At 65.9% G+C, this 21,312-nt stretch carries 17 protein-coding genes; 6 read left to right on the top strand and 11 right to left on the bottom strand.

Annotation, left to right across the window (positions count from 1 at the left end):
- Nucleotides 1-126: 126 nt before the first annotated feature.
- Entirely contained in the window at nucleotides 127-1,614 is a 1,488-nt protein-coding gene (locus tag J2Y63_RS08595; RefSeq protein WP_435265718.1) for an aldehyde dehydrogenase family protein, read from the bottom strand.
- A gap of 1 nt (nucleotide 1,615) precedes the next feature.
- A complete protein-coding gene (locus J2Y63_RS08590; protein WP_435265717.1) occupies nucleotides 1,616-2,719 on the bottom strand; it encodes a mandelate racemase/muconate lactonizing enzyme family protein in 1,104 nt (367 codons plus the stop codon).
- Nucleotides 2,720-2,891: 172 nt separating this feature from the next.
- Between J2Y63_RS08590 and J2Y63_RS08585 the strand changes: the two genes are divergently transcribed.
- Nucleotides 2,892-4,409, top strand: a complete 1,518-nt coding sequence (locus tag J2Y63_RS08585) for a PLP-dependent aminotransferase family protein (protein WP_435265716.1) — start codon at nucleotides 2,892-2,894, stop codon at nucleotides 4,407-4,409.
- On the opposite strand, the gene J2Y63_RS08580 is transcribed toward J2Y63_RS08585, so the two are convergent.
- Nucleotides 4,406-6,022, bottom strand: a complete 1,617-nt coding sequence (locus J2Y63_RS08580; RefSeq protein ID WP_435265715.1) for a GMC family oxidoreductase — start codon at nucleotides 6,020-6,022, stop codon at nucleotides 4,406-4,408. The genes J2Y63_RS08585 and J2Y63_RS08580 overlap by 4 nt on opposite strands.
- 201 nt (nucleotides 6,023-6,223) lie before the next feature.
- On the opposite strand from J2Y63_RS08580, the gene J2Y63_RS08575 reads away from it, so the two are divergent.
- Nucleotides 6,224-8,806, top strand: a complete 2,583-nt coding sequence (locus J2Y63_RS08575) for an AMP-binding protein (RefSeq protein WP_435265714.1) — start codon at nucleotides 6,224-6,226, stop codon at nucleotides 8,804-8,806.
- On the opposite strand, the gene nadE is transcribed toward J2Y63_RS08575, so the two are convergent.
- The 5 genes from nadE to J2Y63_RS08550 are packed head-to-tail and all read right to left on the bottom strand — an operon-like array spanning nucleotide 8,787 to nucleotide 14,611.
- Nucleotides 8,787-9,761 (bottom strand): NAD(+) synthase, encoded by a 975-nt coding sequence (nadE, locus tag J2Y63_RS08570; RefSeq protein WP_435265713.1) that lies wholly within the window; start codon nucleotides 9,759-9,761, stop codon nucleotides 8,787-8,789. The two genes, J2Y63_RS08575 and nadE, sit on opposite strands and share 20 nt — an antisense overlap.
- On the bottom strand, nucleotides 9,758-11,269 hold the full coding sequence (locus J2Y63_RS08565) for a class I adenylate-forming enzyme family protein (protein ID WP_435265712.1): 1,512 nt from the start codon (nucleotides 11,267-11,269) through the stop codon (nucleotides 9,758-9,760). The genes nadE and J2Y63_RS08565 overlap by 4 nt, the downstream gene beginning before the upstream one ends.
- A gap of 14 nt (nucleotides 11,270-11,283) precedes the next feature.
- The gene (locus J2Y63_RS08560; protein WP_435265711.1) at nucleotides 11,284-11,538 is read right to left on the bottom strand and encodes an acyl carrier protein; all 255 of its coding nucleotides are present in this window, start codon (nucleotides 11,536-11,538) and stop codon (nucleotides 11,284-11,286) included.
- A gap of 2 nt (nucleotides 11,539-11,540) precedes the next feature.
- Nucleotides 11,541-13,496 carry an asparagine synthase (glutamine-hydrolyzing) gene (gene asnB / locus J2Y63_RS08555; RefSeq protein WP_435265710.1) on the bottom strand — a complete coding sequence of 652 codons (1,956 nt, stop codon included), beginning with the start codon at nucleotides 13,494-13,496 and terminating at the stop codon, nucleotides 11,541-11,543.
- Nucleotides 13,497-13,501: 5 nt separating this feature from the next.
- Nucleotides 13,502-14,611: a hypothetical protein gene (locus J2Y63_RS08550; protein WP_435265709.1), complete on the bottom strand. Its 1,110-nt coding sequence runs from the start codon at nucleotides 14,609-14,611 to the stop codon at nucleotides 13,502-13,504.
- A gap of 284 nt (nucleotides 14,612-14,895) precedes the next feature.
- Between J2Y63_RS08550 and J2Y63_RS08545 the strand changes: the two genes are divergently transcribed.
- From J2Y63_RS08545 to J2Y63_RS08530, 4 genes are read left to right on the top strand one after another with little or no spacing between them, the layout of a single operon-like run.
- Nucleotides 14,896-16,431: an FGGY-family carbohydrate kinase gene (locus J2Y63_RS08545; RefSeq protein ID WP_435265708.1), complete on the top strand. Its 1,536-nt coding sequence runs from the start codon at nucleotides 14,896-14,898 to the stop codon at nucleotides 16,429-16,431.
- A complete protein-coding gene (locus tag J2Y63_RS08540) occupies nucleotides 16,428-17,204 on the top strand; it encodes a DeoR/GlpR family DNA-binding transcription regulator (protein ID WP_435265707.1) in 777 nt (258 codons plus the stop codon). The genes J2Y63_RS08545 and J2Y63_RS08540 overlap by 4 nt, the downstream gene beginning before the upstream one ends.
- Nucleotides 17,205-17,236: 32 nt before the next feature.
- Nucleotides 17,237-18,925 (top strand): FAD-dependent oxidoreductase, encoded by a 1,689-nt coding sequence (locus tag J2Y63_RS08535; protein ID WP_435266068.1) that lies wholly within the window; start codon nucleotides 17,237-17,239, stop codon nucleotides 18,923-18,925.
- On the top strand, nucleotides 18,922-19,920 hold the full coding sequence (locus tag J2Y63_RS08530; protein ID WP_435265706.1) for a hypothetical protein: 999 nt from the start codon (nucleotides 18,922-18,924) through the stop codon (nucleotides 19,918-19,920). Before J2Y63_RS08535 ends, J2Y63_RS08530 begins: the two co-directional genes overlap by 4 nt.
- Here the strand turns inward: J2Y63_RS08530 and J2Y63_RS08525 are convergent.
- The 3 genes from J2Y63_RS08525 to minD form a co-directional block, all read right to left on the bottom strand.
- Nucleotides 19,917-20,123 carry a hypothetical protein gene (locus tag J2Y63_RS08525; RefSeq protein WP_435265705.1) on the bottom strand — a complete coding sequence of 69 codons (207 nt, stop codon included), beginning with the start codon at nucleotides 20,121-20,123 and terminating at the stop codon, nucleotides 19,917-19,919. The two genes, J2Y63_RS08530 and J2Y63_RS08525, sit on opposite strands and share 4 nt — an antisense overlap.
- Nucleotides 20,124-20,215: 92 nt before the next feature.
- Entirely contained in the window at nucleotides 20,216-20,479 is a 264-nt protein-coding gene (minE, locus tag J2Y63_RS08520) for a cell division topological specificity factor MinE (protein ID WP_256116479.1), read from the bottom strand.
- Nucleotides 20,476-21,291 carry a septum site-determining protein MinD gene (gene minD, locus J2Y63_RS08515; protein WP_256116480.1) on the bottom strand — a complete coding sequence of 272 codons (816 nt, stop codon included), beginning with the start codon at nucleotides 21,289-21,291 and terminating at the stop codon, nucleotides 20,476-20,478. The genes minE and minD overlap by 4 nt, the downstream gene beginning before the upstream one ends.
- Between the last annotated feature and the right edge of the window lie 21 nt (nucleotides 21,292-21,312).

The raw sequence follows: 21,312 nt of genomic DNA, 5'->3' as shown, positions 1-21,312 counted from the left end.
CTGCTGAGGACCATCTCACTCCCGACGATGGCGCTCGATTCCCGATTTTTTAGCCGTTGGCATCAAAGAGTGAGATTGGCTTCCCCGAAAGGTCCATATCTCCTTGCCGTAAGACCATTATGACGTTCAGCTTATCTTCGCCGCCAGACTCTTGGTTCGCGTGTAGCTCTTGAGCGCCGCAAAGCCCTTTTCGCGGCCGAAACCCGACAGCTTGTTGCCGCCGAAAGGCACCTCGATGCCGCCGGCAAAATATTCGTTGATGAAGACCTGCCCGGCGTCGATATCGCGCGCCATGCGGTGGGCGCGACCGAAATCGCGGGTATAGATGCCGGCGACGAGGCCGAAATCGGTGCCGTTGGCGATGGCGACCGCTTCCTCTTCGCCGTCCACGACCTGCACGGAAAGCACCGGCCCGAAAATCTCCTCTTGGATCACCGCATCGTCCGCCTTGACGGCATCGAGAATGGTCGGCTCGAAGAACCAGCCCGTGCCGCTCTCCTGATCCAACGCGCGACGGCCACCGGCGGCGACCGTTATGCCGCGCTCGCGTGCCCCGTCCACATAACCGGCGACCTTGTCGAGATGGGCGGCGGAACTCAGTGCTCCGACCTGTGGCCGGCGCAGGCCATGGCCGATTTTCAGGGCGCCGGCGCGCGCCGCGATGCGCTCGACCAGTTCCGCATGCACCCCGCGCTCGACGACGAGGCGGGAGCCGGCCGAGCAGATCTGCCCGGCATTCTCGTAGATCGCGCCGAGCACGCCTTCGACGGCGGCATCGAGGTCCGCATCCGCCATGACGATGACCGGCGACTTGCCGCCGAGTTCGAGCACGACGCTGGTGACGTTGACGGCCGCCGATTGCATGACCCGGATGCCCGTCGGCACGGAACCGGTGAAGGTCACGTGCCGGACATCCGGGTGCGACACCAGCGGTCCGCCAGCGTCAGCGCCGGTGCCGGTAACGACGTTGCACACGCCGGCGGGAAGGCCGGCACGGTGGAGGATGTCTGCGAGCATCAGCGCCGTCAGCGGCGTCTGTTCCGCCGGTTTGGCGACGACGGTGCAGCCTGCGGCCAGTGCGGGCGCGATGCTGCGGGCCGCCGTCGACAGCGGATAGTTCCACGGGATGATATGGCCGGTGACGCCGACCGGTTCCTCGATCGAATAGCCGATATAGTCGGTGCCGAGCGGGAAGGTGTCGCCCTGGATCTTGTCGGCCGCACCCGCATAATATTCGAAGCAGCGCGCCGCACCCGCGACGTCGCCTTCCGCCTCCTGCAAGGCCTTGCCGCTGTCGAGGCTTTCGACCACGGCAAGCCGTGCGGCTTCGGCCCGGATGATCTGCGCTGCACGGAACAGGATCGCGCCGCGGGCGCCCGCCTTGGTGCATCCCCAGTCGCGCTGCGCCTTGTGGGCGGCTGCGACGGCGCGGTCGACGTCGCTTCCGTCGCCGGCGGCGAAGGCATGGAAGGCGCGGGCGGAGCCGGGGTCGAAGGTCTCCATCGTGCGGTTGCCCGCGGCGGCCACGAAGGCGCCGTCGATGAAATGGCCGGTGGGCAGGCCGGTGAGCGTACCGGTCGAGAAATACTCGCTGACGAGGGTGTCGGTGCTCATGTCAGTTCGCCTCGCTTGCCTGATAGCTCGACTTGGCGAGCCATTCCGGATCGATTTCTACGCCCCAGCCGGGTTCGTCCGTCACGGTCGCCTTGCCGTCGACGATGTCATAGGGCGACTTGCGGAACAGGCCGTCCTGCCAGGGGTAATAATCCTCGCCCTCGATCGAGAATTCGAGATATTTGCCGGCGTTCGGAATGGCACGCAGCAGGTGCATGGTGAAAAGCGTCACCATGGAGAGGTTGGCGGCGTGCGGCGTGACCGGAATTCCGGCGGCTTCCGCCATGCGCACAACGCGCAACGTGCGGCTGATGCCGCCGAGATAGCAGATGTCTGGCTGCACGACATCGACGGCCCGCATCTCGATCATGCGGCGCCAGGTCGGCAGGTCGCAATCCTGCTCGCCGCCCGTCACGTCCATGTCGAGCGCCTCGGTGACTTCCTTGGTCTGTTCGAGCTCCCAATAGGGGCAGGGTTCTTCGTAATGCACGAGGCCGTTGTCCTGCATGATCTTCCCGACCTCGATGGCGCGGGCCGGCGAGTAGCAGGAATTGGCGTCGGCCAGCAGGCTGGCCCCTTCGCCGACGGCTTTGGCGATCGTCGGGATGATCTCTTCCGTGCGGCCCGGCCATTCGTCCTGGTTGCGCCCGCACTCCGCGCCGACGCGGAATTTGAAGGCATCAAACCCGTATTCGCCGCGTAGCCGCCTGAAGCGCTCGGCCTCGTCGGCCGGCGTGATGTCGCGCTTCATCGAGGAGGCATAGGCGCGCAGCGGCCCGGCGGAGCCGCCGAGCAGCGCCGCCACCGGCTTGCCGGCGTGCTTGCCGCGCAGGTCCCAGATCGCGGTGTCGAGGCCGCACATGGCGCGGTAGAGATAGGAGCCCGGAAACTTGTGCTCGCGTTCGAAGATGCGGTCGAGATGGTTGTCGAGGTCTGTAATCTCGGCGCCGATCGTATAGGGCGCGACCTGGCGGTGCAGCACTTCGGAGGTGATGTCGGAATTGTAGGTCGAAACCTGGCCCCAGCCGGTCGCGCCGGTCTCGTCGGTCACCCGGACGAAGCCGACATACCGGTTGCAGAAGGTCTCGATGCGCTTGATCTTCATGACGCTCTAACGTGTCCCTGGGCCAATCTGGCTGGCGGATGGCGTAATGTGGATGGCCACTTGACGCCGCGAATTGGTATGACAATCATCGCAAAGTCTTTGAGCGGTAAGGTCCACTTTGCTTTATGTAGCGGACCATTATTGCGGGCGGACGACAGGGCGGGAGTGGGGCATGGTGAAGTATCCGGGCGGGGCGCTGCTGCCGTCGTTGCATTTCGACCGCACGTCCCGCACGCCGATCAGCACGCAGCTCTGCTCGGCGCTCCGGGAAATGATCCTGTCTGGCGAGCTGCCGCCCGGCGAGCGCCTGCCCTCCAGCCGCACGCTTGCGAAGGACCACGCGGTCTCGCGCACCACGGCGATCAGCGTTTACGAGCAGCTCGCCGCCGAAGGGCTGATCCGCTCCAGCATCGGCGCCGGGGCCTATGTCGCCGATACGCTTCGCGACGGTCGGCCGGTCGCGCCGCCGAAGAGCAGCCCGGACGAAATCCGCAGCCCGCCGCGCCTCGCGCAACTCAGCGCCGATGCCTCGGAACACTACTTTCCCCGCCTGGCGCATCCGGAAAACCCGCGGCCCTTCATCACCGGCATCCCGGCCTTCGATGAATTCCCGATGGCGCTCTGGGCCAGCCTGGTGACACGCTACTGGCGCCAGCCGCGCAACCTGCTGCTCGGCTACCCGCCGCCGGAAGGGCTGATGGAGCTGCGCCGGGCCGTGGCGATGCACCTGCGCGCCAATCGCGGCATCACCTGCGAGCCCGAGCAGGTCTTCATCTTCAACGGCGCGCAGGACGCCTTCAACCGCATCGGCAACACGCTGCTCGACCCCGGCGATACGGTGTGGATCGAGAATCCCGGCGCGATCGGGGCTAGGAACAGCCTGATCTCGTCGGGCGCAAAACTCGTGCCGCTCAGCATCGACGAAGAGGGCATCAACGTCGCCGAGGGCCTGGAAGTCGCGCCGGATTTCCGTCTCGCCTTCGTCACGCCCGCCCACCAGCATCCGCTCGGCGTTACGATGAGCCTCCAGCGCCGCTTCGAGCTTTTGCGCGCGGCGGAGCGGGCAGGCGCCTGGATCATCGAGGACGACTATGTCGGCGAGTTCCATTATGCCGGCCATCCGCCGCCGACGCTGAAGAGCGTCGATACGTCCGGCCGCGTCATCTATGTCGGCAGTTTTTCGAAAACCCTGTTCGCCGCCCTTCGCCTCGGCTACGTCGTCGCGCCGCCTGAGCTGGTCGACATCTTCTACCGGATCGCCGGGGCAACGTTGCAGGGCTCGGCCGCCAGCCTGCAATCGGTCGTCGCGAATTTCATCGAATGCGGGCACTTTTCCAGCCACATCCGGCGCATGCGCCGCGTCTATGCGGAACGGCTCCAGGCACTGCTCGACGGTGCTGAAAAGCACCTTGGCGGCATGCTGGAGGTCGCACCAACGGAAACAGGTTTTCACACGGTCGGGCGCCTCGCGCCGGATTTCGACGAGCTCGCGGTCGCCCGCCGCGCCGCCGAGCGCAACGTGCTCGTCTCGCCGATCAGCCGCTTTGCCATCACCCCGGTCAGCCAGCGCGGCCTGATCCTCGGCTTCAGCTCCGCCCCACCGCGCATGATCGCAAGCGCTGCGGAAACCCTCGCGCTCACCCTCAAGGAGATGCGCAAGGAACAGGCCAAGGGCCACCAGACCGCCTAGCGGGCAGCTGCCAGGATGAGGTCAGCGCCCTTTTCGCCGACCATGATCGTGGGCGCGTTGATGTTGCCGGCGGTGATGCGCGGGAAGATCGAGGCGTCGACGACGCGCAGCCCATCGACACCATGCACCCGCAGACGCGGATCGACCACCGATGTCGCCGGCTCCGGCCCCATTGCACAGGTGCCGCAGGGATGGAACACCGAGCCGGAGCGCTGGCGGATGTCCGCGACAAGATCCTCGTCGCTGGTGATGTCGGCGCCGGGCTTGATCTCGTGCTTGATGATCTCGCGCATCGGCCCGGTCCCGGCCAGCCGCCGCAGGAAATGCGCGGCTTCCAGCAGTTCCTGCACGTCCTCGTCCGTCGAGAGATAGTTCGGCCGGATTTCCGGTGCTGCGAAGGGATCGGCGGAACGGATGCCGAGTTCTCCGCGGCTGGTCGGGTGGCAATTGGAGACGCCGACGAGGAAGCCGGAGAACGGGTCCGGGCTCATCAGCGCGCGCCGGCCGGGGATTGCCCGCGTGTAGCTGACGGGCGAGAAATAGAGCTGCATGTTCGGCCGCGTGCGCTCCGGGCTGGTGCGGAAGAAGCCGCCGCCCTGGTTGACGCTGAGCGACAGGGGGCCGCTCCTCGTCAGAACGTAACGAAGCCCCACCGCAAGCCGGCCCCACCAGGGCCGCAGCACGTCGTTCAGTGTCGGCCGCTGGCTCGCATAGAGATGGTCGAAGCCGATATGGTCCTGCAGGTTGCGCCCCACCTGGTCGGCCGCATGCACGACCTCGATGCCGTGGCGTTTGAGCATCGCCGGCGCGCCGATGCCGGAAAGCTGCAGGATCTGCGGCGTGTTGACGGCGCCGGCGGAGAGGATCACCTCGCGGCGCGCGCGGATCTGGCGGATTTCGTTGCCCCGCCGGTATTCGACGCCCTTCGCGCGGCGACCCTCGAACAGCACATGCGTGACATGCGCGGCCTTGATCACATGCAGGTTCTCCCGGTCGCGGGCAGGCGCCAGATAGGCCGTCGCGGTCGAGCAGCGAAAACCGTTGCGCGTGGTGATCTGGTAGATGCCGATACCTTCCTGCGTCGCGCCGTTGAAATCCGGATTGCGCGCCAGCCCAGCCTCGATGCCGCCGGCGAGGTAGTTTTCGCAAAGCGGATGCACGACCTTTTCGATGTTGCTGACCGTCACCGGCCCGCCCGCACCGCGCCATTGATCGGCGCCGGGGACATTGTCTTCCATGCGTTTGAAGACCGGCAGCACGTCGTCATAGCCCCAGCCCGGATTGCCGAGCGCGCGCCATCCATCAAAATCCTGTGCCTGGCCGCGGATGAAGACCATGGCATTGATCGAGCTCGATCCGCCGAGCACCTTTCCGCGCGGCCAGTAGCTCTGGCGGTCGGCGATGCCGGGGACCGGTTCGGTCAGGTACTTCCAGTTCAATGTGTTGTGGTAGAAGGCCTTGCCGTAGCCGATCGGCATGCGCACCCAGAAATTCAGATCGCTGCCGCCGGCCTCCAGCAGGGCCACGCGGTATGTGCCGTTTTCCGAAAGCCGGTTCGCCAGCACGCAGCCCGCCGATCCCGCGCCGACGATCACGTAGTCGAAGTCTTCCATGTCCCTGCCAGGTCTCCCGCCATGCGATGTCCAAGCCTATTGCTATATCGGAATTGGCCTGTGCGTCAGCGTCCATTGCGAAAGGTTCAGGATACCAGTCCGGCGTGTCCGGAAGCTTTTCTTGACATATAATGTCATGTTAAATTAAGCGCGTGCCGAGACGGTCGCGGATGGCCGTTCCATGTTCAAGGCGTTCTGGCGATGTCGCTGTCCTTCATTCCCGAATTTACGGCGCGGGGCGCCCGGCCGGCTCTCGTTTTTCCCGGTCATCGCATCGTTACCTATGCGGAGCTCGCCCAACGCATCACGCGCCGCGCCGCGCTGTTCGGCAATGGCCGCCGGCTCGTGGCGATCGAGGCGGGCACCTGCGAACACGCCATCGTCTCCTATCTCGCAGCCCTTGCCGCCGGCCATGCCGTGGCCCTGCTGCCGCCCGGCCAGCCGGCGCTCACCGAGCGCTTCTGCGAGGACTTCCGGCCCGAAACCGTTTGCCGCTTCGTCGGGGAGCGCTGGCGTACGGATGCGGACATCCACCTCGCGCCCGAACCGCTCCACCCGGACCTCGCTCTGCTGCTCTCGACCTCGGGCTCCACGGGCGTCAGCAAGAGCGTCCGGCTCTCCGCCACCGCTTTGGAAGCGAACGCCCGGTCGATCGCCAATTACCTGGAACTCTCTGAAGCTGACCGGGGCCTCCTGCTGCTGCCGCTGCATTATTCCTACGGGCTCTCGGTCCTGAACTCCCATCTCGCCGTCGGCGCCAGCCTTTTCGTGCCGCGCCATTCGGTCCTGGAGGAGGGTTTTGCCGAAGATCTCGTGGAGCACGGCGTTACCAATATTGCCGGCGTGCCCTTCAGCTATGACCTCTTCGAGCGCATAGGGCTGCGGGCGCACGCCCTGCCGGCGCTGCGTTTCATGACCGTCGCCGGCGGGCGGCTCTCGCCCGATCTCGTCACCCGCTATCGCCGGCACATGGAAGAGTGCGGCGGCCGGTTCTTCGTCATGTACGGCCAGACGGAAGCGACCGCCCGCATCGCCTATATGCCGCCTGAGCGTCTCGCCGGGCAGGAAGATTGCATCGGCGTCGCCATCCCGGGTGGACGCCTCTCGCTGATCGGCGAGGACGGCGCGGAGATTGCCGGGGCGGGCGTTTCCGGCGAACTGGTCTATTCCGGCCCGAACGTCATGATGGGCTACGCGACCGGCCGGGACGATCTTTCGCGCGGTGCGGAGATGGATGACCTCAGGACCGGTGACCTTGCCGAGCGCACCGGCGACGGCGTCTTTCGCATCGTCGGGCGCCTCAAGCGGCTGTCGAAGATCGCAAGCCTTCGCATCGCCCATGACGCCATCGAACAGGCACTCGCGCGCGATGGCCTGGACGTCGTCGTCACCGGCACGGACAGCCGGCTCACCGCCTTCTTCACCGGCGCAGCGCGGGAGGAGGAGGTCCGCGCGAAGCTCGCGGCCGCAAGCGGGCTGACGCTGCTGCATGTGGCGGCCCGGCGCATCCCCGCGTTGCCGCGCACGGCCAATGGCAAGCTCGATTATGCCGCGCTCTCCGCCCTGCCGCCGCACGAGGACGCCGCATCCGGCGGCGTGCGCGAAGCCTTCCGGCGCGCCTTCTTCCCGAAAGCCATCACCGGCACGGACAGTTTCACCACCCTCGGCGGCGATTCGCTGCGCTTCGTCGAACTCTCGCTCGGGCTGGAGCGCGCGCTGGGCGCCCTGCCCGAGGGCTGGGAGCGCATGACCGTCGAAGCGCTGGCCGCCCGCGAGCCGCAGAAGGCCGCCATGCCGCGCGTCGGCATCGACATTCCGCTCCGGGTCGCCGCCATCCTGCTGGTGGTGCTCCACCATGAGATGCTCTGGCCGATCCCCGGCGGGTCGGCGCTGATGCTGGTCCTGGTCGGCGTTTCCCTGGCGCGCTTCCAGCCTGGCAATTTTGCGAGCGGCGATTGGAAGGCGATGCTGCGGCCGCTGATGACGGTGCTGGTGCCCTATGCCGGCGTTCTGGCCGGCTATGCGGCGGCCTGGGGACAGGTGCCCTGGGCCTCGGTGTTCCTCGTCGGCAATTTCGGCTTTGCCGACCCGGAAAGCCACACGATGCTGCCCTATCTCTACTGGTTCGTGGAGCTGTTCACGCAGATCCTGCTCATCTTCACCGGGCTCGCCTTCCTGCCGCGGGCGCGCGCCGCCGTGGCGCAAAATCCTTTTGCGGCGGGGCTTTGCGCGCTGGCCATCGCGCTCGCCGCGCGGTTTATCGGGCCGTTCTTCGTCGATATCGGCAACCGGCAGATTTTTACGCTCTACTGGAACCTGTATCTCGTCGCACTCGGCTGGTGCGCGTTCCATGCGCCGGGGCCGCGCAGCAAGGCGTTGCTCGTCGGGCTGGCGGCAGTGCTGTTCTTCATTCTCGGTTTCGTCGATGGCGTGTGGATCGGCACGGCGATCAAATACCTCATCGTCTTCGCCGGCTTCGTCGCGCTCGTCTATGTGCCGGCGGTGCCCATGCCGCGCTGGCTGTTCCTCCAGCTCATGCCGGTGGCGGCGGCGAGCTACCACATCTACCTGTTCCACCGGCTGGTGCCCGACGTGATGATGGTGCCGCTGCACGGCACCGGCATCACGCCCGCCCTGTTCCACATCACGGCGATTGCCGGCGGGCTGGCGCTCGGCATGGCGGTCTGGTTCGTCCAGCGCACCACCATCCGCAGGCTCGCGGCATGGCGCTTCGAGGCGCCGTCGGCCTCCATCCTGACGGCGGTCAGGTCGCCGCGGCCATGACGAGCGGGGCGGCGTGCAGGTAGCGGGCAACCTTGCGCTTGGCGGCGATATCCGCCCAGACCAGCTCGACTTCGGTTTCCTTCAGGCCCGTCGCGACGGCGATCTCCGACCGCGGCAGGGCGTTTTCCAAGCCATATAGGCAGACGTCCATCTGGTCGTAGGGCAGCGCGAAGTAGAACTCCTCCTGCGTCTGCGGCAGCGAATAGGTGTCGGTCGTTGGCGGGCGGCAGAGGATTTCGCCCGGCACGCCGAGATGGGCGGCAAGCTGGTAGACCTGTGATTTGTAGAGATGGGCGATTGGCTTGATATCGGCCGCGCCGTCGCCGTTCTTGACGAAGAAACCCTGGTCGTATTCCAGCCGGTTCGGCGTGCCGAGCACGGCGAAGTTCAGCCGGTCGGCGTGGTAATATTCGAGCTGCTTGCGGGTGCGCTGCTTCATGTTGGTCGCGGCGACGATGCCGAGATAGGCGCTTGCCGAAAGCCGCACCTTGCGCATCTCGCCCTCCGGCGAGCGCACGACGAGCGAGGAGATATTATAGCCGCCCGTCGTTATCGTGCTGTCGAAGACGATCTTGGACGCCCAGCCGGCTCCGTATTCCGGCACGGCCTCGCGGATGAAGGCGTCGCGCCGCTCATAGCAGCCCATGGCGGCGAGCGACGGGCCGATATCCTCCAGAATGCTGTCGATGCCGAATGTTTCCGCCACGCTGCGCCCCAGCCGCAGGCTTTCCGGGTCGGAATCGTTTTCCGGCATGAAGAGGGCGAAGACGTTTTTCGCGCCGAGCGCGCGCACGGCAAGGGCCGCGCAGAGGCTGGAATCGATGCCGCCGGAAAGGCCGAGCACCAGCCCGCGTTTGCGCAGGTCGAGGCGCAGCCGCTCGCGCATCCAGCCGGTGATGCGCTCCACCTCGGCGGCGGGGTCGAGCACGAGCGGGGCGAAGGAGGGGACGGTCATGCGGTCGATCCTGTCGTGTTGGCGGCGAGCCGGCGGCTTGCCTTGCCGGTGTCGGTTTTGGGCAGGGTGTCGCGGAATTCGACGGTCTTCGGGACCATGTGGTCTTCGAGGTTCTGGGCGCAGAAGCGCAGGACTTCGCGCTCGGTGAGCGCCGCATCGGAGGCGACGATGATCGCCTTCACGGCCTGCCCGAGCACCTCGTGCGGGACGCCGACGACCAAGGCTTCCGCAATGCCGGGCATGCGGCACAGCACGTCCTCCACCGCCTGCGGCGCGACCTTCTCGCCGCGCGACTTGATGATGTCGTCCGTGCGCGCGACGAAGGTGAGATAGCCGTCGGCATCCGCGGTGAAAAGGTCGCCGGTGTGGAGGCGCAGCGCGCCGGTCCGCGGATCGGGCCTGAGCGCGCGGCGGGTTGCGGCCTCGTTCTGCCAGTAGCCGCGCATGACATGCGGCCCGCTGATCACCAGCTCGCCAACGGTCCCGGGCGCCACCGGCTCGCCCGCTGCGTCGACGACTTCGGCGCGTGTGCCCGGTATGGCGATGCCGACCGATCCGCGCCGGGCATCGATTTCCGCCGGCGGCAGGAAGGTGGCGCGGGTGCATTCGGTCTGGCCGTACATGCAATAGAACGAGACCCGCCGCAGCAAGGCGCGCAGCCCGTCGAGATAGGCGAGCGGCAGGGGAGCCGCGGCGCTCGTCACATAGCGCAGGCTGGCGAAGAGGGAGGGATCGAGGTCGCGGGCCTGCAGCATCATCGCGGCCATCGCCGGCACGAGCGGAAAGCCGGTGACGCGTTCGTCGCGGATGCGTTCGAAAATGGCCTGCGGGAAGGCGAAGGATTTTTCGATGACCAGCGTCGCGCCGGTGAGCATGGCGGTGACGAGCTGGTTGAGCCCGTAGCCGAACGACATCGGCAGCACGACGAGGATGGTGTCGGAGGCATCGTTTTCGAGATAGGCAGCGATCGAGCGGGCCGCAGCGTCGATGTTGTCGTGCGCGAGCATCACGCCCTTGGGTTCGCCGGTCGAGCCGGAGGTATAGATCAGCGCGGCGAGATCGGTATCCGGAAAATTTTCGGGGGCGAACGGGTGGGCGTCGAGCCCCGCATCGAAACTGCCGGCTTTACCCGTCACAAGGCGGGGCAGGGAGGCAAGTTCGGTGATGTCAGCGGCGCGTGTTTCGAGCCGACCTTCCACGATCGCCAGTGCGGGGCGGCAATCGCATGCGATCTGCGAAAGCCGCCGGCTCTTGGTCGCCGGGTTGACCGGGCAGATAACCGCGCCGGCAATCCAGGTCGCGAAAACGGTGACGGCGGCCTGCCAGCCGTTGTCGAGCAGGATGAGCACGCGGTCGCCCCGCCTTACGCCCCGGCTGCGCAGCGTCGTCGCCATGCGGCTTGCAAGATCGAGGAACCGGTCGTAGCTAAGGCGCACGTCGCCCGCGACGATCGCCGTCCTGGCGCCGTCCCGGCTGGCACTGTCCTCAATATACCGCTCGATCCGCATGGCCGTTTCCGCCGTCAGGCCGCCTGTTTGCGTGCGATGAAGCCGGCTATGCGCTCGATCGTGTCGAGATTGGCCGGCACGATATCGGCATCGGCGACCGTGATGGCGAACCGCTCCTCCAGGAAGCCGACGAGTTCGAGGATGCCGGTCGAATCGATCAGGTCGTTGTCGATCAGCGACAGGTCGGCGGGCAGCGGATGGCTGGTGTCGCCGAACAGGAAATTATCCACGATGAAGGTGCGGATGGCGGCTCTGGTCTCGTCGGACATTTTTAGTGTTTCCCGATCTCTGATAGAGGTTGGTGTGAGTGCGCCTTGCCGGCGACGCGCAGCAGTTCCGTCGACAGGATGCCGATGAAGGCCGCGTTGTCGCGGAACCCGCTCACCTGGCCTTTCACGACTTTTTCCTTGAGCTTGCCGACCGCCTGAACGTTGAACAGCCCGCTTTCCGCCAGCCGTTCCGGCGACAGGACGGCGTCGAGATAGGCGGGCGTCTCGGGGCTCGCGAAAACCTCGCTGTCCGGCGCCCGGTAGGGCTGTTTCGGGCGCTCGATGATGGCGGCCGGCACGAGGCCGCGCGCAGCCTGCTTGAGGATGTGCTTTTCCTTGAGGCCGTTGAGCTTGGCATCCGGCGAAAGTTTTGCGGCAAAATCGACGACCCGGTGGTCGAGGAAGGGAAAGCGGCCCTCCACCGCATTCGCCATCATCACCCGGTCACCCTGGCTGGAGAGGATATAGCCGGGCAGCAGGAAGGCCGCTTCGAGATATTGCGCCTGGTGCAGCGGATGCCAGCGGCGGAAATCGGTCGGCAGCTGCGCGGCAAGGTCGGCGGCGGCATCGTAGTCGCCGATTTCTTGCCGCAGGTCGGCGGAGAAGAACAGCTTCGCCGCGGCCGTGGAGCGGAAGCGCGGGCGGTGGGAATAGAGCGGCTCGTCGAGCGTCTCAGCGCCGAAGGCGAAAAAGCGCGCAAGATATTCGGGCGATTGCTGCTTGAGGCCCGGCAGATAGGGATAAAGCCGCTGGAAGAGGCGGGGCCGCCGGGCGGACTGTGGCTGCCGGCCGCAGAAACGCCGAACCCGGGCCTCGCGGAAAAGATCGTAGCCGGCAAAAATCTCGTCCGCGCCTTCGCCGGTGAGCACCACCTTCATGCCCTGTTCGTGCACCCGCGCCGAGAGCATCGAGAGCGGAACGGGCGCGGTGCGCAGGATCGGGCACTGGATGTGGCGCATGACATCCGGCAGATGCCGGGCGATCGCCGCCGTGGTGCATTCCACGCTGTCCGACGCCACGCCTAGTGCCGCCGCCATTGTCCGCTGCCAGCCGCTTTCGTCATGCTCCGCGCTGCGGAACGTCAGCGAGAACGTCTTGAGCCCGCGCGCCGCCTTCGGCGCGGCAAGAGCGGCGATCAGCGAGGAATCGAGGCCACCGGACAGATAGGCGCCCACCGGCACATCGGCACGCAAGCGGATGCGGGTCGCATCGTCGAGCAGCGCCCGCAACGTCTCCACCGCACCATCCATGCTGCCGGCCGGCGGCGCATCGTTGCAATCGGGATAGGAGAGCTGCCACCACGGCCGGATCGTGCGCCGGCCATCCTCAATGATCATCACATGGCCGGGCGGCAGTTCGCGGATGTTGCGGTAGGCAGTGCGCGGCGGGATCGGGCACCAGAGCGTGAAGATCTGGTCGAGCGCAATCGGATCGATATCGGCCCTTATACCGGGAAGCGCCAGCAGCGCGTGGAACTCGGAGGCGAAGAACAGGGTGCCGTCATGCTCCGTATAGAACAGCGGGCGCACGCCCATGCGGTCGCGGGCGAGCAGCAGCGTGCGGGTTCGCGCGTCATGCAGCGCGAAGGCGAAGTCGCCGTTGAAATCGGCAAGGCAAGCGACGCCCTTTTCGGCATAGGCGGCGAGCAGTACCTCCGTATCCGACGCCGTGCGGAAACGATGGCCGCGAACCTTCAGGTCGTCGCGCAGCTCAATATAGTTGAAAATCTCGCCGTTGAAGGAGACGGCGAGCGTGTCGTCCTCGTTCACCATAGGCTGGGCGCCATCGATGAGGCCGACGATGGAAAGCCGCGTATGGGCAAGGCCGGTGTCGCCGCGGATCAGGGTGCCTTCGGCGTCCGGCCCACGGTGCCGCAACGCCGCCACCATGCGGCCGAGGCAATCCGCTGCCCGCTCGGGCGCGATGTTTCCTCCATAATATCCGGCGATCCCGCACATGGCCGCTACCCGAAACGATCGCCGATGAGGCGCGTCCAGCCTTCGCCGGCAAGGCCGTTGAGAAAGGCCCGGCCGTTCGTCATGGCGGTGAGGAGATCGGGATTGCGGGAATGCACGATGGTCGAGGAGGCGTGCAGGAAGGCGCATTTCTTGCCCATCATTGCCTGCAGCAGCGCGGGCTGTGTACGGCCGCGAATGGCGCAAAGGCCGCGCGCGTGGGCATTTCGCATCAGGCAGTCGATGACGATCGCTTCCTGCCCCGGCTCCGCCATGACCTGCGCCGTGCGGCCGATCCCGCCGGTTTTGCCATAGTAGAGATAGAGGCCGATCGCCTTGCCGGTGCGGGTTTTCACGACATGCTGCACCCGTTCGCCGTGCAATGCCTTGCGCGCGGCATGCCGGAGCATGGTTTCCATCACCGGCTGGTCCCAGACGGGGTGCAGGGCATAGTGGCGCACGAACTGTCGGCACAGGCTCGAGAATTCCTCGTCCGTCGCCGGCGCATCGACAAGCGCGTCCGCCTTGCCGGCAAGCGGCGTGTAATGGGACCAGGCCTGCTTTTCCCCGCGCCGGCAGACAATGGCGTCGGCGCCCCTTGCCAAGGGGTCGAGCAGCCGCAGAGCCGACAGGCGACCGGCGGCGGCTTCCAACGCAAAGGAGGCGGGCCTCAGGATGCGCAACCATTCGAGGCTGTAGGGCGCGAGAATGGTCGCGCGCATGGAGCGCCACATGTCGGTGGAGACGTCGTTCGACGTTTCGGTGAAGGAAAGATCCTGCGGGCCGGAGAGCACGTCGCGCAACAGGCGCGCGCCGGCGAAGGGATCGCTGTCGCGGTCGTCGCAGGCGAAGGTGCCGCAATTGGCGGCCCGAACCCGGCGCCCCTCGAATTCCATCTCGACCGGCAGCACGCCGATAAAGCCGGAGATGCTGCCATCGGCGCGCACATGGACGCGCGAGCGGATATCCGGCTCGCCGGCGGTAAAATCGAGGAAGAGCGAACGGAGATAGGCCTTCAGGTCTTCGCTTGCCGGCTCGCCGGTCTTGCGCAGAAGGCGCTGGAACAGATCCGCGACCGCACCGACATCCCCGACCTCAAATGAACGTACGCTCGACATCGCGACCCACGCAGAACCTTTTCCCATTGCGGTGTCGGCGGACAAACGCCGCCTCGATCTGCTTACGCGAGTAGCGTGAACAAAGGGTCAAGACGCAACCTTGCGGCTGCGGCATAACGTCAGGGCGCCAGGGACCGGCGGCCTGTCCGGTCGTCGGGTCGGAACATTGCGCACTCGAAATTTGTAACTTGTATTTTCGATATAATAACGTATTTGTACGTTACATATGACGCTGGACGACGAAACCGTTTTCCTGTGCGCAATCCGTGGCTATGGAGACGAACATGGCGCTGCTTCTGGGCATCGATAACGGCCTGACGGTCACCAAGGCCGTCATCTTCGAAGAGGACGGCACGCCGATCGCGGTGGCGCGGTGGCGCGTTCCGCAATCCTTCCCCGCACCGCGCCATGTCGAGCGCTACATGGGCGGCCTGTGGACGGCAACTGCCGAGGCGATCCGCGAGGCGATCGACAAAAGCGGCCGTCCGGCGGGCGATATCAAGGCTGTTGCGGCAACGGCGCATGGCGATGGCCTGTATTTGCTCGATCGTGAAAAACGCCCGCTCGGCCCTGGCATCCTTTCGCTCGACAGCCGTGCCGGCGCGATCGTCGAAGCGTGGGAGAAGGACGGCGTCGCGAAGCGGGCGCTGGACCTGACCGGCCAGACCGCGCATGCCTCCGCACCCTCGGCGTTGCTGGCGCATATCAAGCAGTATGAGCCGGAGCGCTACCGCGCCATCGGCCATGTGTTCACCTGCAAGGACTGGCTGCGCTTCTGCCTGACGGGCATCGTCGGCACGGACCTGACCGAGGCGAGCACGAGTTTTACGGATGTGCGCACGCAGGCCTATGATCCGGCGGCGCTTGAGGTTTTTGGGCTCGGTGACCTCTGGCCGGCGCTGGCGCCCGTCTCCCGACCGGACGAGATCGTCGGCACGGTGACGCGGGCTGCGGCGGAGGCGACGGGCCTTGTCGAGGGCACGCCCGTCGCTGCCGGCCTGCATGATGTGACAGCTTCGGCGCTTGGCATCGGCGGCCATGCGCCGGGTGCGCTTGCGGTGGTTGCCGGCACCTATTCCATCAATGAGCTGGTCACCGAAACGCCGATAGTCGATCCGCGCTGGTTCTGCCGCAACGGCATTCGCAAGGGCTGGTGGAACTCCATGGCGATCTCGCCGGCCTCCACCGCCAACTACGACTGGTTCCTCGACAATTTCTGCCGCGACCTTTCGGAAAAGGCCGAGCGCGAAGGAACCGACATCCATAGTCTTCTGCGGCCGGAGCTTGAGCGCGCGCTGGAAAAGCCGTCGGACATCCTCTTCCATCCCTTCCTCTTCGGCTCGCCTTTCGGCAGCGGGGCGAGCGCCGGCTTCTTTGGCGTGCACGGCTGGCACGAGCGCGGCGACCTTCTGAAGGCCGTGCTGGAGGGCATCGTCTTCAACCACAAGCTCCATATCGACGATCTGCTCTCCGCCGTTCCTGTGAAGCGCATGCGCATCAGCGGTGGCGGTGCGCGTAGCACGGTTCTGGCGCAGATGTTTGCGGATGCGACCGGGCTCATCGTGGACGTGTCTTCCGCCGACGAGGCCGCCGCCTGGGGTGCGGCGCTCGTCGGGGGTGCCGCGGTCGGCCTCTATCCGAGCCCGGAGGAGGGGGCGGCCGCGACGACGCGCATCCTGCGCTCGCATGAGCCGGATCCGGTGCGGGGCGCGCAACTTGCCGAGCGCTACAATCTCTATAGACAGCTTGCGGATGCGATGGCGCCCCAGTGGCGGGCCATCGAGGATCTCGCAAAACGGTCAGGGGAGGCCCGGGGATGAAGGCGGACACACGGCGCGAAGAAATCGCCGATTATATCATGCGGGCCGGCCAGGCGCGCATGGAGGACCTCGTCGAACATTTCGGCGTCTCGCGCATGACCATCCACCGGCATATCGATGCGCTCGCCCAGCAGGGCGTGCTGCGCAAGCTGCACGGCATGGTCACCGTCCAGCCGTCCGGCCTCTACGAAAGCACCTTCCGCTACCGCGAGACGATCGGCAAGGCCGAGAAGGAAGCGCTTGCGCGCGCCGCCATGAGCTATGTCGAGGCGGGGCAGGCGGTGATGCTCGACGATTCCTCGACGGCCTGCGCGCTTGCCGACCTTTTGCCGGAGGCCCATCCGCTCACCGTCATCACCAACAGCTATGTGTCTGCGGGCAAGCTGATCGATGCGGACGAGGTGGAACTGATCAGCCTCGGCGGCAAATATCACCGCAACTACAATGCCTATATCGGCATCACCTGCGAAAAAGCCGTGGCAAGTCTAAGGGCGAATGTCCTTTTCTGTTCGGCGTCCGCCATCGACGGCGTCACGGCCTTCATCCAGGACGCGCAGGTCACCAAGGTCAAGCAGGCGATGATGGCGTCTTCCAGCCGCAAGATCCTGCTCGTCGATTCCTCGAAATTCGGCAAGGTCGCGCTCAATGTGTTGGGCGACCTCACCGCCTTCGACGTCGTGCTGACGACGGACCGTGTCGGCGAGGGGGACCGGGCACGGCTCAAGCAGGCCGGCGTCAATCTTGAAATCGTGAAAGTGGGCAAGAGTACATGAATGCGACGGCAGCAGGCGCCTTTCCCGGCGGCATGGGCGAACGAATGGCGGCGATGGCCGCACGCGGCGAGATCGATGTGCTGATCGTCGGCGCGGGCGTGAACGGGGCCGGTCTCTTCCGCGACCTGACGGCCCAGGGGCTCGATTGCCTGCTCGTCGAGAAGAACGACTATGCCGCCGGCACGAGCGCCGCCCCCTCCCGCCTCATCCATGGCGGGCTCAAATATCTCGAAACCGGCGAGTTCCGCCTCGTCGCGCAATCGACGCTGGAGCGCAACCTGCTGCTCGCCAATGCGCCGCATTACGTCAAGCCGCTGCCCACCCTCATCCCGATCTTTTCGTGGACGAAGGGCATCGGCGCCGCGTTGCGCACGCTCTTCGGCTCGAAGAGCGCGCCGCGCAGCCGTGGCGCCCTGCTGATCAAGATCGGCCTGATGCTCTACGATTTTTACGGTGCGCGCCACCGCGTCATGCCCAAGCATTCGACGGCCGGCCGCGCCGCGTCGCTGCGCGACCTGCCGGCGCTGACGCCGGATATTGTGGCGACCGGCACCTATTACGACGCGACCGTCACCCACCCGGAGCGCCTGATCCTCGAACTCGTGCGCGACGGCCTTGCCGATAGCCCGCGCTCCGTGGCGCTCAACCATGTCCGGCTGGGGCGAGCGGCGGATGGCGCGCTGACGGTGCACAGCCTCACCGGCGAAGTGGCCGCGACGGTGCGGCCAAAGATCGTCGTCAACGCGGCCGGTCCCTGGATCGACGAGGTCAATGCCATCCTCGGCGAACCGTCGCGCATGATCGGCGGCACCAAGGGCTCGCATATCCTGCTCGACCACCCCGATCTCCTGAAGGAGCTGAAGGGGCGGATGATCTATTTCGAGGCGGATGACGGGCGCATTTGCCTCGTGTTCGAATATCTCGGCCGCGCGCTCGCCGGTTCCACCGATATCAAGGCCGCCAATCCGGATACGGTGCGCTGCGAGGCCGACGAGGTGGACTACCTGCTCGAAAGCCTGCGCAAGCTTCTGCCAAAGCTGCGTTTTACCCGCGACCAGATCGTCTATGTCTACAGCGGCATCCGCCCGCTGCCGGCCTCCGACGCAAAAGACCCCGGCCTCATCACGCGCGACCACGCGACGCCGATCCTCCAGCCCGTCGAGGGCCGGCCCTATCCGGTCTATTCGCTGGTCGGCGGCAAGTGGACGACGTTCCGCGGTTATGCGGAAGAGGTTGCCGACATGCTGCTTACGCGCCTGTCCAAAACGCGCAAGGTTTCCACTCGCGATCTCGCTATCGGTGGCGGGCGGGCCTATCCGAAGAACGATGCCGATCGCCGCGCCTGGATCGCAAAACTTGCGCGTGAAAGCAGTCTGCCGGAAGCCCGCGTGGAAGAACTGCTCGCGCATTACGGCACGGGCGCCAGCGCGGTCGCAGCCCATATCTCAGGTTTCCCGAGCGACGCGCCACTTCCCGATGCAGCGGACTACAGCACCGGCGAGGTGGACTATGTGCTGCGCAACGAGCAGGTCGGCTCGCTCTCCGACGTCGTCTTCCGCCGCACGACGCTTGCCGTGACCGGCCGACTGACGATCCGGCTGGTTGAGGCCGTGGCCCAACAGACCGCCGAAACCTTCGGCTGGGAGGCCGCCCGTCAGAACGAAGAAATCGCGGCTGTTCGCGAACGGCTGAAGACGTTCCATGGAGTGGACCTGAAATGACCCCCAAGAGCTACGACGAGAAGATGGCGCGCATCCGCGCCGGCGCCTATCGGGCGGGTGATTTCATTCTCGTGGACGCCAAGGATGCTGACATTTCCGGCGGTATCCTGACGATGGGCCAGCGGCGTGGACCGGAGGGCGCGATTGCCGGCAACCGCACGCGGCAGGAATTTTTAGCGGAGATGGAGACGCTCGTCGCGGAGAAGGCTGTCGACGTCATGCTCGCCTCGGCGGGCAATATCGAGCGGCTCGTCGAGCGCGGCGTTTTCGAGGTTAGTTCCGTCACGCCGGCCTTCCGCGCCAACGAGACGACCGATGTCTGGCTCAACGTCCGCGGCGGCCGTTATCGCGAAACCCTGGCGCAGCCCTATCGCGGTGCCGATCTTTCACGCGCGCGGGCGGATCTCTGCCTGTTCTCCATGACCTTCAACAACGACGCCGCGTCGGACGTCGCCATGCTGGAGGCTTACCGCACCTTCCGGGCGGATGCGCGCGCTGCCGGCAAGCGGCATTTCCTCGAAGTGTTCAACCCAAATGCCGAGACCGGTTTTGGCGTGGCGGAGACCGGCGCTTTCGTCAACGACTGCATCGTGCGGGCGCTGGCCAGCCTGACGCGGGCGGAACGGCCGGAATTCTTGAAGATCGTCTATAATGGCCGGCGGGCTCTCGAAGAGCTTGTGACTCATGACGATACGGTTGTCGTCGGCGTGATGGGCGGGGCGAGCGGCACGCACCGCGATGCGCTGGAAATGGTTGCCCGCGCGGAAGCGATCGGTGCGCGCCTCGCCATTTTCGGCCGCAAGATCAACTTGGCCGAACACCAGCTGTCGCTCACCAAACGGATGCGGGCGGTCGCCAACGGCGATGCGAAGCCGGAAGAGGCGGTGCGGGGCTATCATGGCGACTTGCAGCGCCTGGGTCTCCGGCCGGACCGCGAACTCGGTGTCGACAATACGATCACCGATGCGGCCCTGCGGGAAGACGGAAACCTTTAAGCAGAGGCGGTCGGCGTTCCGGCCGCTTTGCCGGCGGTCGCTACCGGCGGCGGGACGATGCCGGCTGCCTGTTCGCAGACGTCGACATGCCGCGCGAGCGCCTGGTTCGACAGCACGGCGCTGATGGTGGTGATATCGCGCCCCTGATATTTGGGCATCTGCTGGACTGCCTTTAGTCTCTCCAGAAGTGCGAAACGGCTCATGATATCTCCTGCTCTGAATGATGTGTGGTGGTCGGTGGAAGCCCTTTGAAGTGCTGGATCGGTAAGAGGTGACCAGAAGGGTGGGGCGGCCGTCAGGCCGCCTTCTTGCCCGCGTCGAACGGGATTTCGATGTCGACGGCAAGGGTCGAGACCTGGGCGCCGCGTTCCATCTTGATGGTGACTTTCTCGTCGTCGACCTGCATGTGCTTCGAAATCGCCTTCAGGATTTCGTCGCGCAGTTTGTTGATCAGGTCCACGTCGCCGGTCGAGGCGCGCTCATGGGCGAGCAGCACCTGCAGCCGCTCGCGCGCGGCTGGCGCCGATTGGGGGCGGGAAAAGAAACGGAACAGATTCATGCCGCTTTCCTTCCGAAGATCTTGCCGAGGAAGCTACGCTTGTCGCCCGGAATGGTGACCGGCAGGTTTTCGCCTTTCAGCCGGCGCACCGCCTCGAAATAAGCAAGGGCCGGGGCACAACGGTTGTCGGCGAGGGTGACCGGGGCGCCGACATTGGAGGCGCGCAGCACGTCCGTGCTTTCCGGAATGATGCCGAGCAGCGGGATGGAGAGGATTTCCAGCACGTCGTCGACTTTCAGCATGTCGCCGCGCTCGGCGCGGGCGGCGTCGTAGCGGGTCAGGAGCAGGTGCTTTTCCATGCGCTCGCCGTTTTCGGCCTTCAGCGTCTTGGAATCGAGCAGGCCGATGATGCGGTCGGAATCGCGCACGGAAGAGACTTCGGGATTGGTCACGACGATTGCGACATCCGCATGGCGCATTGCGAGCGTGGCGCCGCGTTCGATGCCGGCGGGGCTGTCGCAGATCACCCAGTCGAAGGCGTTCTTCAGGGCGGCGATGACCTTCTCGACGCCTTCCGGCGTCAGGTTGTCCTTGTCGCGGGTCTGCGAGGCGGGCAGCAGGTAGAGCGTCTCGACGCGCTTGTCGCGGATCAGCGCCTGCGTCAGCTTGGCTTCGCCCTGGATGACGTTGACGAGGTCATAGACCACGCGGCGTTCGGCACCCATGACGAGATCGAGATTGCGCAGGCCGACGTCGAAATCCACGACCACGACCTTGTCGCCACCTTGCGCCAGCGCGGCGCCGAGGGCCGCGGTCGACGTCGTCTTGCCGACGCCGCCCTTGCCCGATGTAACCACGATTACCTTGCCCATTGACCTCTCCAGTTATGTGAA

Source organism: Shinella sp. BE166 (assembly GCF_051201095.1).
Classification (GTDB): domain Bacteria; phylum Pseudomonadota; class Alphaproteobacteria; order Rhizobiales; family Rhizobiaceae; genus Shinella; species Shinella lacus.
This window is presented reverse-complemented; position numbering and strand designations above follow the sequence as displayed.

Bases quoted from the DNA above. Each gene is read 5' to 3' on its own strand.
- J2Y63_RS08595 (WP_435265718.1), bottom strand. From the start codon at position 1,614: ATGAGCACCGACACCCTCGTCAGCGAGTATTTCTCGACCGGTACGCTC.
- J2Y63_RS08590 (WP_435265717.1), bottom strand. From the start codon at position 2,719: ATGAAGATCAAGCGCATCGAGACCTTCTGCAACCGGTATGTCGGCTTC.
- J2Y63_RS08585 (WP_435265716.1), top strand. From the start codon at position 2,892: ATGGTGAAGTATCCGGGCGGGGCGCTGCTGCCGTCGTTGCATTTCGAC.
- J2Y63_RS08580 (WP_435265715.1), bottom strand. From the start codon at position 6,022: ATGGAAGACTTCGACTACGTGATCGTCGGCGCGGGATCGGCGGGCTGC.
- J2Y63_RS08575 (WP_435265714.1), top strand. From the start codon at position 6,224: ATGTCGCTGTCCTTCATTCCCGAATTTACGGCGCGGGGCGCCCGGCCG.
- nadE (WP_435265713.1), bottom strand. From the start codon at position 9,761: ATGACCGTCCCCTCCTTCGCCCCGCTCGTGCTCGACCCCGCCGCCGAG.
- J2Y63_RS08565 (WP_435265712.1), bottom strand. From the start codon at position 11,269: ATGCGGATCGAGCGGTATATTGAGGACAGTGCCAGCCGGGACGGCGCC.
- J2Y63_RS08560 (WP_435265711.1), bottom strand. From the start codon at position 11,538: ATGTCCGACGAGACCAGAGCCGCCATCCGCACCTTCATCGTGGATAAT.
- asnB (WP_435265710.1), bottom strand. From the start codon at position 13,496: ATGTGCGGGATCGCCGGATATTATGGAGGAAACATCGCGCCCGAGCGG.
- J2Y63_RS08550 (WP_435265709.1), bottom strand. From the start codon at position 14,611: ATGTCGAGCGTACGTTCATTTGAGGTCGGGGATGTCGGTGCGGTCGCG.
- J2Y63_RS08545 (WP_435265708.1), top strand. From the start codon at position 14,896: ATGGCGCTGCTTCTGGGCATCGATAACGGCCTGACGGTCACCAAGGCC.
- J2Y63_RS08540 (WP_435265707.1), top strand. From the start codon at position 16,428: ATGAAGGCGGACACACGGCGCGAAGAAATCGCCGATTATATCATGCGG.
- J2Y63_RS08535 (WP_435266068.1), top strand. From the start codon at position 17,237: ATGGGCGAACGAATGGCGGCGATGGCCGCACGCGGCGAGATCGATGTG.
- J2Y63_RS08530 (WP_435265706.1), top strand. From the start codon at position 18,922: ATGACCCCCAAGAGCTACGACGAGAAGATGGCGCGCATCCGCGCCGGC.
- J2Y63_RS08525 (WP_435265705.1), bottom strand. From the start codon at position 20,123: ATGAGCCGTTTCGCACTTCTGGAGAGACTAAAGGCAGTCCAGCAGATG.
- minE (WP_256116479.1), bottom strand. From the start codon at position 20,479: ATGAATCTGTTCCGTTTCTTTTCCCGCCCCCAATCGGCGCCAGCCGCG.
- minD (WP_256116480.1), bottom strand. From the start codon at position 21,291: ATGGGCAAGGTAATCGTGGTTACATCGGGCAAGGGCGGCGTCGGCAAG.